The sequence below is a fragment of the Clostridioides sp. ES-S-0010-02 genome (assembly GCA_020641055.1).
GTDB lineage: Bacteria > Bacillota > Clostridia > Peptostreptococcales > Peptostreptococcaceae > Clostridioides.
Genome location: CP067345.1, coordinates 937,097 through 948,917 on the forward strand (window position 1 = coordinate 937,097; position 11,821 = coordinate 948,917).

9 protein-coding genes are annotated in these 11,821 nt (G+C 28.6%); 7 read left to right on the forward strand and 2 right to left on the reverse strand.

All coding sequences use genetic code 11. The annotated features are described in order from the left end of the window. The first annotated feature begins 112 nt into the window (after positions 1-112). From JJC01_04650 to JJC01_04660, 3 genes are all read left to right on the forward strand, one after another. On the forward strand, positions 113-1,162 hold the full coding sequence (locus tag JJC01_04650) for a putative 2-aminoethylphosphonate ABC transporter substrate-binding protein (GenBank protein UDN59153.1): 1,050 nt from the start codon (positions 113-115) through the stop codon (positions 1,160-1,162). Between the two features lie 104 nt (positions 1,163-1,266). After that, positions 1,267-2,256, forward strand: a complete 990-nt coding sequence (locus JJC01_04655) for an ATP-binding cassette domain-containing protein (GenBank protein ID UDN59154.1) — start codon at positions 1,267-1,269, stop codon at positions 2,254-2,256. A 4-nt stretch (positions 2,257-2,260) separates the two neighbouring features. Further along, positions 2,261-3,979: a putative 2-aminoethylphosphonate ABC transporter permease subunit gene (locus tag JJC01_04660; protein ID UDN59155.1), complete on the forward strand. Its 1,719-nt coding sequence runs from the start codon at positions 2,261-2,263 to the stop codon at positions 3,977-3,979. A 96-nt stretch (positions 3,980-4,075) separates the two neighbouring features. Here JJC01_04660 and JJC01_04665 read toward each other — a convergent pair whose 3' ends face one another. Beyond that, positions 4,076-5,227, reverse strand: a complete 1,152-nt coding sequence (locus tag JJC01_04665; protein UDN59156.1) for a GGDEF domain-containing protein — start codon at positions 5,225-5,227, stop codon at positions 4,076-4,078. A 219-nt stretch (positions 5,228-5,446) separates the two neighbouring features. Continuing rightward, positions 5,447-7,210 (reverse strand): bifunctional homocysteine S-methyltransferase/methylenetetrahydrofolate reductase, encoded by a 1,764-nt coding sequence (locus tag JJC01_04670; protein ID UDN59157.1) that lies wholly within the window; start codon positions 7,208-7,210, stop codon positions 5,447-5,449. A gap of 596 nt (positions 7,211-7,806) precedes the next feature. Here JJC01_04670 and JJC01_04675 point away from each other — a divergent pair. The 4 genes from JJC01_04675 (at position 7,807) to JJC01_04690 (ending at position 11,820) form a co-directional block, all read left to right on the forward strand. Next, positions 7,807-9,168: an MATE family efflux transporter gene (locus tag JJC01_04675; protein ID UDN59158.1), complete on the forward strand. Its 1,362-nt coding sequence runs from the start codon at positions 7,807-7,809 to the stop codon at positions 9,166-9,168. 94 nt (positions 9,169-9,262) lie between these two features. Then, entirely contained in the window at positions 9,263-9,967 is a 705-nt protein-coding gene (locus JJC01_04680; GenBank protein ID UDN59159.1) for a GntR family transcriptional regulator, read from the forward strand. Positions 9,968-10,170: 203 nt separating this feature from the next. Further along, a complete protein-coding gene (locus tag JJC01_04685; protein ID UDN59160.1) occupies positions 10,171-10,482 on the forward strand; it encodes a PTS sugar transporter subunit IIB in 312 nt (103 codons plus the stop codon). A gap of 21 nt (positions 10,483-10,503) precedes the next feature. Beyond that, positions 10,504-11,820, forward strand: a complete 1,317-nt coding sequence (locus tag JJC01_04690; GenBank protein ID UDN59161.1) for a PTS sugar transporter subunit IIC — start codon at positions 10,504-10,506, stop codon at positions 11,818-11,820. The last annotated feature ends 1 nt before the right edge of the window (position 11,821 follow it).

Here is an 11,821-nt window from a genome sequence, read left to right on the forward strand (position 1 = left end):
ACTGTTAATTTACACTTAACTTCGTATTAACAAATTAGGTGTATTATATAAACATAAGCAAAAACAATAAAAAACAATTAAAAAAAGACAAAAACACAAAAAGGGGGAAGATATGAAAGAATTTATATTTACTTGTCTGTGTATTGTAGTAATTGCATTTATGACAAGTTGCATATCAACAACACCACAAACTACTCAAGGAAAAGGAAATAATAAACTTACAATATATGCAGCATTAGAAGAAGAGCAAATAGCTTACTATATGGAAGGATTTAGAGAAGAGTATCCTAATATTGATGTAGAAATAGTTATGGATTCTCATGGTGTAATAGCTTCAAAATTATTAGCAGAAAAGGATAATCCACAAGCAGATGTTATATGGGGATTATCAGCAATGAATATGATAGAACTAAAAGAAGATGGGGCACTTGAAGCATATAAGCCTAAAAATTATGACAAGGTAGATAAGAGATTTAAGGATACTGGAAAAGATGTATTATGGGTAGGTATGAGTGTACCAGAGACAGCAATAGTAGTTAATTACAAAGAACTTGAAAAATTAGGCCTAGATGTTCCAAAAGGATATAATGATTTAATAAAACCAGAGTACAAAGGTCTTATAACAATGCCAAATCCAGCATCATCTGGTACAGGTTATCTTACAGTATCAGGACTTATTCAAATGATGGGTGAAAAAGAAGCTTATAATTACATGGATAAACTACATAAGAATATAGCTACATATACACATTCAGGTTCGAAACCTGCAAAACTAGCTGGTTCAGGAGAATACCCAATAGGCATTACACTTGGATATAGAGCTACACAGCAATTGTCTAGTGGAGAACCTATAGAAGTAGTATTTCCAAAAGAAGGTTCAGGTTGGGATTTAGAAGCAAATGCTTTGGTTAAGAAAGATAATATAAAAAAAGAAGCAAAATTGTTTTTAGATTGGGCAATAAGTGATTCAGCTATGGACAGATATGCACATGAAGTAGCAGTGACTTCTATAAAGACAGATAATCCTGTACCAAAAGGTTACTCTAAACGTCCATTAGAACAGCTGATTAAAGAAGTTGATTTAAACTCTGCATCAAAAAATAGAAGTGCAGTGTTAAAAACTTGGGAATCAAAGTATGGTTCAAAATCTGAAAGTAAGTAAAAGTTAAATGGATTTTTTAATAGAAATAGAGAAAAGAAATTTATAAGAAAAATTAAAATATAAAATTAAAAAAACAAATATAATTGTATAAGGGGAGATTAGATATGAGTTACTTAAAAATAAATAATGTGTTCAAGAGTTATGACCAAAAAAGAGTGTTAAACAATATTAGTTTAGATATTGAAGAAGGTGAGTTTCTATGTTTACTTGGACCTAGTGGATGTGGAAAAACTACATTACTTAGAATAATAGCAGGGCTTGAAGATGTAAATAGTGGAGCTATAATTCTTCAAGATAAAGATATAACAGAGTTAGAGCCATCAAAGAGAGGTTTTGGGATAGTATTTCAATCATATGCATTATTTCCAAATATGACAGCATATAATAATATAGCTTTTCCGCTTAAAGAAAGAAAGGTACCAAAAGAAAAGATAGATAAGAAGGTTAGAGAAGTGCTTGAAACAGTTGGATTGAGTAATGAAGCTCATAAGTATCCTAAAGCATTGTCAGGAGGTCAACAGCAGAGAATTGCAATAGCAAGAGCATTAGCACTTGAGCCAAAGTTTTTACTTTTAGATGAGCCAATGTCTGCACTTGATGCAAAAGTTAGACACAAACTTAGAATGGATATTAAAAAACTACAGAAAGAATTAAATATAACAACAATAATGGTAACACATGACCAGGAAGAAGCTATAACTATGGCAGACAAAATTGCAATCTTAAATGGCGGTGACATAATGCAAATAGGGACTCCAGAAGAAATATATCAAAATCCTCAAAACCTATTTACAGCTCAATTTATAGGAGATACAAACTGTTTTGATAGAGGAGATTCTATATTAACTGTAAGACCAGAATATGTTCAAATAGAAAAGTCAACAAAAGAAAATTGTCATGGAACAATATCTAATATAGAATTTAGAGGGAATCTATTGAGAGTAGAAATAAAAGATAAATTAAATGAAAATTTTATAATAAGTGATGTTTCTATAAAAGAATGGGTTAATTTAAATTTAGTAGAGGGTGACTTTGTAAGTGTAAGTATAGATGAAAAATACTATTTAAAGTATCCAAAAGTTAAAGGAGCATAAATATATGAATAATAATGCTATAAGTTCTAAAAGTTTAAATATTAAATCTAAAATGAATTTAGATATAAAAAAATGTATGCTTACAGTATTAGTTATGTCTTTGGTAATATTTTTATTGGCGCCCATAATCTATCTGTTTGTACAAGCATTTTTAGATAAAGATGGAGTTTTTGTTGGATTACAAAATTTTAAAGAGTATTTAGCTTCTGAAGCACTGTTAAATTCTCTGAAAAATACAATATTTGTATCTGTTATATCAACTGTAATATCTTTAACTCTCGCACTAGTGTATGCATATGCACTAACAAGAACAAAGATTAAGTTTAAAGGACTTCTTAAATCTATAGCGATGTTTCCTATGTTTGCCCCTACAATGATGCATGCTATAGGGTTGGTATATTTATTTGGAAATCAAGGGGTAGTGACTAATTTACTTGGAATAAATATTCCGATATATGGTTCAATTGGAATAGTATTAGCACAAATTATATATGTATTTCCTCAATCATTTCAGATACTTTATATATCACTAAATTCAACTGATTATAGATTATATGAAGCTAGCAATGCTATGGGAATAAGCAAGATAAGAGAGTTTTTAAGTATAACGATACCTAGCATTAAGTACTCTTTAATAAGTTCAGCATTTGTATCATTCACATTGTGCTTTACAGACTTTGGAGCTCCAAAAGTTATTGGAGGAGATTTCAATGTATTATCAATAGATGTATACAAGCAAATTATAGGGCAGCAAAATATGCCTATGGGAGCAACTGTATCAATATTACTTTTGATACCTGCAATAATATCTTTTATAGTAACTAAAAAAATCGAAAAAAATCAAAATTCATATATAAATTCAAAATCAATCCCATATAAGGTTAAATTTAATAAGTTAAGAGACAGTATATTTGGAGTCATTGTAGGAATTATTGCATTTGGAATAATAGCTGTAATGTTGACTGTAATCTTATCTTCACTAATATCTGTTTGGCCATATGATTTAAGACTCACACTTGAACACTTTTCTATGAAAAGTAGTATTGATGGAATTAAGCCATTTATAAATTCAATAGAAATGTCATTACTGACAGCTATTCTTGGGACAAGTTTTGTTTTCTTATTTGCATATCTAAACGAAAAAACAGAAAAAGCTCCATATTTAAAATCATTTGGATATTTTTTAAGTACATTGCCTATGGCATTACCAGGGTTAGTGTTAGGTATAGCTTATGTACTATTCTTTAATAAATTAGAGTTTAATCTAATGGATACAATATACATTAAGAACTTGTTTAATGGATTGTACGGAACATTATTTATTATGGTTATATGCAATGTGGTACATTTTTTCTCAGTAGCTTTTATAACTGCAACTACAGCTATTAAGAAAGTGGACAAAGAATTAGACATGGTGGCAAAATCAATGGGAATAAATAGTGCATCAATTCTTAAGAATGTAACAATACCACTTTGTTTACCAGCAGTTTTAGAAAACTTTATGTATTTTTTCTTAAATTCTATGGTAACAATATCAGCACTAGTATTTATATATACAGCAAGTTCAAAGGTAGCAGCTATATCAATTGTACAGTTAGATGATAAGGGAAGTACAGCACAAGCAGCAGCACTAGCTGTATTGATATTAATTACAAATGTACTAGTTAAGGTAATACATGAATTTATAAAAAATCGTTTGGAAAAAAGAGCAAATTTTAACTAAAGAAGTTATTGTATAAAAATACACATATTAAAGAAGTCTATTCTTATAATTTATTGTTTATAGAATAGACTTTTTTATATAAATTTAAAATAAATATTAATCGTTTTTATTAATTTTTCTTTTGTTACAATACATTTCAGAATCTGCACGATGGTATGTATCAAATAAAGAGTTGTCTAAGTTTTCATCGAAAACTGCATATCCAATAGACATGGATAAATTTAATTCATTAGTAGCGTTTTCTTCAATTATTTTTAAATTAATCTTATTGACAATACTATCTATTTCTTCATGACAAGAATCTTTTAAAATAATTATATACTCATCTCCACCAACACGATAGACTATATGTTTTTTATTTATTACATCTTGTATAATTTTACTTGCATTTTTAATGTATAAATCTCCTGTTTGATGGCCAAATTTATCATTGATTTTTTTAAGGCCATCTAAATCTATTGACATTATAGAAATTGGTTGTTTAAGATTTGAATTGTTTAAGTTATTCATATCTATTTCAAAAGCGTTTCTATTTTTTAATCCTGTTAGATAATCAGTATTAGCAAAATCAGTATATGTAGGATTAGATATACGTTTAAACAGGATTACTGCTACTAATGCTGATATTAAACAGGTTAATAAAGCTATAAAAGGAGTAACTATACTTATAAATCTAAAAGTATTGTATTGATGTTTTGCTTCAAATTCAATTCCCATTACTCCAACGACTTTACCAACATCATTATGGATGGGAAAGTACGATATAAATATATGTCCCCAAGATGTTTTTTTTATTTTTTTAGGTAGCAATATATTATTATCTAGTGCTTTGTTAAGGTCACCCCAAATCTCTTTTTCTATCAAATCACCAGCATTTCTAAAATCGCTTCTAGATGAATCTAAACCATCAACAACATATACTAATGAGCCATCTTTTGTTTTTTTTGCAGTGTATAAGTACATAACTCCAGTAGTATTCTTTACAGATTCCAATAGCACTTTAGCACTTTTATAAGACTCTTTTGAGTGGTCTTTTTCAGAATTAATTTCAATAAAGGTATCTTTATCAAGATTTTTTTCTACATATTTATATATATGTCTTGACCTCTCACTTAAAGTATAAATCATATCATTATAAGTGAGTGCATAATTAAAAAAATAAACACATGAAGAAGAAATTATTACAATAATTGCAGTAAGTATTGAAACTTGCATATCAACTCTATTGAATTTTTTATTTATTTCCATATCCCAAATTTTTTGTAAAAAAATATTTCACAAAATCTCCCCATAATTAATGTATATCTATAAATATTACCATAATATACATCTATATTATCAAAATCATCTAAAAATTACAATCTATAATTTAGCTTAAAAGATTCAAATACAAGGCTTTTTAAAATTACACTATACTTTAATAAATAAACATTATAATATCTTAATAGTATTTATATTATAATTATTTTATTTATTAATACCTGCTAATATATCACATACTATGTCAATTCTTTTAAATGGTGTAATAATATAATAACCATCTACATAAGGTTCAATTTCTTTTGCTATTTGAGTTGATATATTGATAGCAAGTTTAGTAGATTGTTCTTTTGAAGCATCTTTGTACATGTCTATAATGTCTTGTGAAACAGTAATTCCTGAAATTTCATTATTCATAAAACAAGCATTTTTGTAACTTACTACAGGTATAATTCCACCTAGTATCTTTGCAGGAAGTATTTCCTTAGCTTTTTTTAAGTTTAATAAAGCTTGCTCTGTTAAAACTGGTTGAGTTAAAAACATAGTAACCCCATTTTCTATTTTAATCTTAGCGTGCTTAAGTTGAGAATCAAAGTTTGTTGCATTTATATTTAAAGCTCCAAATATATTAAATGGAGTATTAAATGTATCTTTATTTAAAGTTTTTATGTAATTTGCTAGTATAGAAGAGTTAAAACTGAACATGGCCTTTATTTCATCTCTTTCAGCAGAAGGTATAGGGTCTCCAGTTACTACTAACACATTGTTTATGTTTTCAATATTTAATCCTAAAAGAAGAGCTTTTGTAGCATTAATATTTCTATCCCTACATGTCATATGTGGAATAGGAGTGATGTCTAACTCTCTCTTTATTTTACAAGCTAATAAACTACTATCAACTCTTGCTCTTGCTATAGGGCAGTCAGCAATTGTTATTGCATCAACTCCGTAGTTTTTTAGTTTTTCAGCACTATTCATAAAAAATTCAATATCTGTATCAATAGGAGGGTCTAATTCAACTGCTATAATTTTTTTACCTCCATCAATCTTTTCTAAGAGCTCGTTTTTTGCTACAGATTTAATTTTTTCTTTTGGAGAAATATCATTTTTTATGGTAACATTGCCCTTGTATAAAGAATTTATTATTTCAACAGTTTTTTTGATAAATTCAGGTGTTGTACCACAGCATCCACCTAGTATCTGAACTCCTTGATTTAATATTTCTAGCATCTGTTCTGAAAAATAGTCTGAGTTATCTTCAAAAAATGTACGATTATTGATAATAGTTGGATAGCCTGCATTAGGCATAATAGAAACTATATTGTCATTAATATCAAGTGTCTTTATAAAATGTAATAAATGGTGTGGGCCAGAGATACAATTAAATCCTAATGCATCAATATTTTTGTCCTTGGAAATAGATTTAAAGATGTTAGTTCCACTTTTTCCAAGTCTAGTAAAGCCCTCTGGATTAACTGCAAATTCTGTTAAGATAAATGCATTTGGTTGTTTTTCTTTTATATAACTTGAGATTTCTGGTAAATATTCATCACTACTAAATGTTTCAAATAGAAAATTAGTTGCTCCAATTTCTAAAAATACATCTACTATTTTCTTATAGTCAGGTAACAAATTTCTATCATTTAGAGCAGGTATTGGACCAATATCAGCAAATATAAATACATCTGTATTTCTTGTTGCCTCTAATGCAATTTCATACCCACTTTTTATAATATCTTTGACAGTTTTAAAATCACACTCTAGAAGTGTTTCATTTGCTGCAAAAGTATTTGTCTTAATAGCCATACATCCAGCTTTTATATATTCCTCGTGGATAGACAATATTGTAGATGCATCATTTATATTGGCTATTTCACAATTGAAAGGACTATTTTTTAGTTTGGAATAGTATGTACCCATTGCACCATCAAAAACTAAAACAGAGTCTTTGATATATTCATTTATGTTCATTGCTTCACCTCATACGAATTTAAAATATTTTAAGTATTAGTATATCAACCCCAAAAAAACTTGTCAATCTTTGGAAAATATAGTGGAATATATTGGCTTATATAACAAGTTTGTTGGCGATTTTGATATATTTACTTAATGGTATTAAAATAAGAACCATAGTCGTGAGATAGTTATATAATTATATCTATTGCTGAAAATCAATGATAAACATTACCATATTTTATTATAGTTAACACAATTTGAAACTACATAGACAGGTAATATATATTAAATAATCTAAAAATGCTATATTATAAGTAAATTCTTGTAAATGGGGTATATTGTACAGAGTAGAATTTGTATTAATGACTGGGAAGAATAATATAGATATTCAAAGTGTTAAATGTACTGTTATAGAGAAATAATATATGGTAGATTAGAAAAGTAGAAGCTAAAAATCACTTTAAATTAGTAACTTTATTTCAACTTATTGAGTTTAAATATAATAAATTTATTTATGATGGTAAATTTACTTAAATAAACATAGTAGTTGATTTAAGTGTACAATTAAAGGGCTTTTTAATTTTATAATTATAATATAAAAGAGGTGGAAAATGAAAAATAGACTTGATTTAACAGAAGGAAGTATTACTGAAAAGTTACTTAAACTATCACTCCCAATAATGGGGACTTCATTTATACAAATGGGATATAACATGATAGACATGATATGGGTTGGTAAAGCTGGAAGTAAAGCAGTAGCTGCAGTTGGGACAGCGGGATTTTTTCCATGGCTTGCAATGGCATTTATTATGATTTCAAAAGTAGGTGGTGAAGTAAAGGTAGCACAAAGTATAGGAGAAAATAATATAAGCACTACTAAATCATATATAAAATCAGCAATAGAAATAAACCTTATGTTGGCAATAATATATACTATGGTTTTGATAGTACTCAATAAACAACTAATAGGTTTTTTCAGATTGGGAGATTTAGAAGTTATATCTATGTCCAGACAATATTTAATAATAGTAGCTTTAGGTATGGTATTTTATTTTATCAATCCAGTATTTACTGCAATTTTCAATGGACTTGGGAATAGTAGAACACCTTTTTGCATCAATACAATAGGGCTAATAACTAATATTATACTTGACCCTGTGCTAATTTTTGGATGGGGACCTGCTCCAAAACTTGGAGTTGCAGGGGCTGCTATTGCTACTGTATTTGCACAAATAGTAGTTACTACATGTTTTCTATATATAATACTTAAGAGTAAAGAGGAGTATTTTAAGATAAAAATCTTCAGAAAAATAGAACTTAAATACTATAAAGTGTTATATAAGTTAGGTTTTCCTGTAGCTATACAAAGTGGAATGTTTACAATATTTTCAATGTTACTTGGTGTAATAGTGGCTTCATGGGGGCCTGTTGCAGTTGCAGTGCAAAAAGTAGGGTCACAAATAGAAGCAATATCATGGATGACTGCTGAAGGATTAGCTGTTGCATTAGGAAGCTTTGTTGGACAAAATTATGGAGCCAAAAAGTATTCTAGAATAAATAAAGGATGTAAAATAGCTATAATTGTATCTTCTATACTTGGAATAATGACAACCTTAGTATTGATATTTGCAGGTGGAAGTATTTTTTCTGTTTTTATAGATGAAAGTGAAGCAATAGAAAAAGGAGCTATGTATCTTAAAATATTAGGATACTCTCAATTTTTTATGTGTCTAGAAATAATAACAACAGGAGCTTTTAAAGGATTAGGTAGAACCTATATACCTTCTATAATAGTTACTGTATTGACTGGTGCAAGAGTACCATTAGCTTACTTTATATCTAGACCAGAAATATTAGGATTAAATGGTGTTTGGTGGAGTATAACAATATCAAGTATATTAAAGGGAATATTAATGATAAGTTTATTTATATATCTGCTTAAACTTGGGAAATTATATAAGGTATCTAAATAAAATTTAATTTATAATAAATGTATAGACATTTTGTTTATTTGTATATAAAATTAACTTATCATATAAAAGTTCGAATTGATTAGGAGTGAATTAAATGAAAGAACCAATTTATAAAGTTATAGAAAATCATGTAAGAGAATTAATAAATTCAGATAGTTTGAAAGAAGGGGATTTAATCCCATCTGAAAAGCAATTAAGTGAAGAATTTAATGTGACTAGAATGACTGTAAGGTCAGCATTAAATAATCTAGTTAAGGAAGGTTATATAACTAGGCAAAGAGGTGTAGGAAGTATAGTACTCGCAAATAAAATATATGATAATATATCTTCTGTAAGTGGATTTACTAAGGAGATGGAAAGTAAAGGCTATAAAGTATCTAATATATTGGTATCTCTTGAAATAGTTCAAGCAGACGAAGAATTATCAAGTAAATTGAATATTAGCTTAGGAGAAAATGTATGGGAGATAAAAAGAGTAAGATTGGCAGATGAAACGAGGGTTTCATATATGATTACATATATGCCAGTTAAGTTATTTCCAAATTTAAATAAAATTCATTGTGAAAATTCACTTTATAATTTTGTGGAAGAAGTATGTGGATATAAAATAGCTATGTCAGAGAGAGAAGTACAAGCTGTAATATCAAATGAGGAATGTATGACTAATTTAGAAATTGAAGAACCAGAAGCACTTTTATATATAAATCAAGTTTGTAAGTTACAAAATAGTGAGGTTTTTGAATACTCACACACATATCATCATGGATATACTTTAACTTTAAGTGCTGTTGTCGAATAAAAATTAAGAAAAAATGAAAAAGTTTTCTTGAAATGTATATACATTTGATATATAATAATATCAAGAAATAAATGTATATACATTTAAAAATAAAATATATACATTAAAATAAAAATTAATAAATAAGGACACTTTAAATGTATAGTTTAAAGATATTATGACTTAAAAAGATACTTAATAAATTCTAATTTGGAGGTAAGAAAATGATAAAAATAATGTTAGCTTGTTCAGCAGGGATGTCAACTAGTTTATTGGTTACAAAAATGGAGAATGCCGCGAAGGAAAACGGTATAGAAGCAAAAATATGGGCTATATCAGAAGTGAACTTAAAAAATGAAATAGAAAATTGTGATGTCTTACTTTTAGGACCTCAAGTTAGATATGTATTAGGAAAAGCAACTGAAATGGCAAAACCATATAATATTCCAGTAGAAGTTATAAATATGATGGATTATGGAAGATGTAATGGGAAAGCTGTCTTAGATAGAGCAGTGGAATTAAATAATTCAAAATAAAGTTGTACTGGAGGATGTAAAATGGAAAAATTCATGTCATTTATGGATAAATATATAGTGCCTGTAGCTGCAAAGGTAGGAGCTCAAAGGCACTTAGTAGCAGTAAGGGATGCATTTATAGCAATGATACCTATAACTATGGTAGGTGCATTGGGAACATTGATAAACAACTTGCCATTAGAAGCATATAAAAATCTGATGGCAAGTATATTTGGAGAAAATTGGACTATGTTTGGAGGAGACCTTTGGTGGGGAGCTATAGGTACGATGGCAGTATTTTTAGTAATAGGTGTTGCCTATTTCCTAGCAAAGTCTTATGAAAGTGATGGATTACAAGCTGGTCTTATAGCACTATCTATCTTTTTTATAATGGCTCCACAAATTGGTAAGATAGTTCCAGAAGGTGGTACTAGCGCAGTTGAAGGATGGGGAATGATACAACAGACTTACTTAGGAACAGCAGCACTATTTTCTTCTATATTAATAGGGTTGTTGTCTGCTGAGATATTTGTAAGATTATCTAAAGTAAAGAAATTAACTATAAAAATGCCAGATGGAGTTCCACCAGCAGTTTCAAGATCATTTGCAAAGTTAATACCAGGAATGTTGACTATAATGATATTTACTGTAATAGGAATATTTATAAAAATGATTTCAGATGGAAATTTCTTAACAGATATTTTGAATACTTACTTAGGAGCACCACTATCAAATGTAGCTGATAGTTTAGGTTCTACAATGCTTATTGCATTTATAATTCATATACTTTGGACTGTTGGTCTTCATGGCGCAAATATAGCACTTCCTTTTACAGAAACAATACTTATGAAATTAGGTGGAGAAAACGCTGCCTTAGCTCAAGCAGGTGCAACTGAAGGCTATCATGTACTTGCAGGTTCATTCTTTGATGCATTTGTGTATTTAGGTGGTTCAGGAATGGTATTAGGATTAATTGTAGCTTTATTAATAGCAGGAAGAAGACGTAAAGAGATGATATTGTTAGGGGGACCTCCAGCAATATTTAACATAGGAGAACCATTAATATTTGGGCTTCCAATAGTTTTAAATCCTATTTTTATGATTCCATTTGTACTTGCACCAGTAGTATGTAGTGCTGTATCATATTTAGCAATAGATTTTGGATTAGTAGCACCAGTAATTTTACCTAAAATACCTTGGGTAACACCTCCTATATTAGGTGGGGCAATGGCTACAGGTGATTGGACTGGAGGAGCTTTAGCACTATTTAATTTAATATTGTCAATATTAATATATATTCCGTTTGTTATAGCATCTGAAAAAATGGAAGCTAAAAAATTAACAAAAATTGACAACTAGG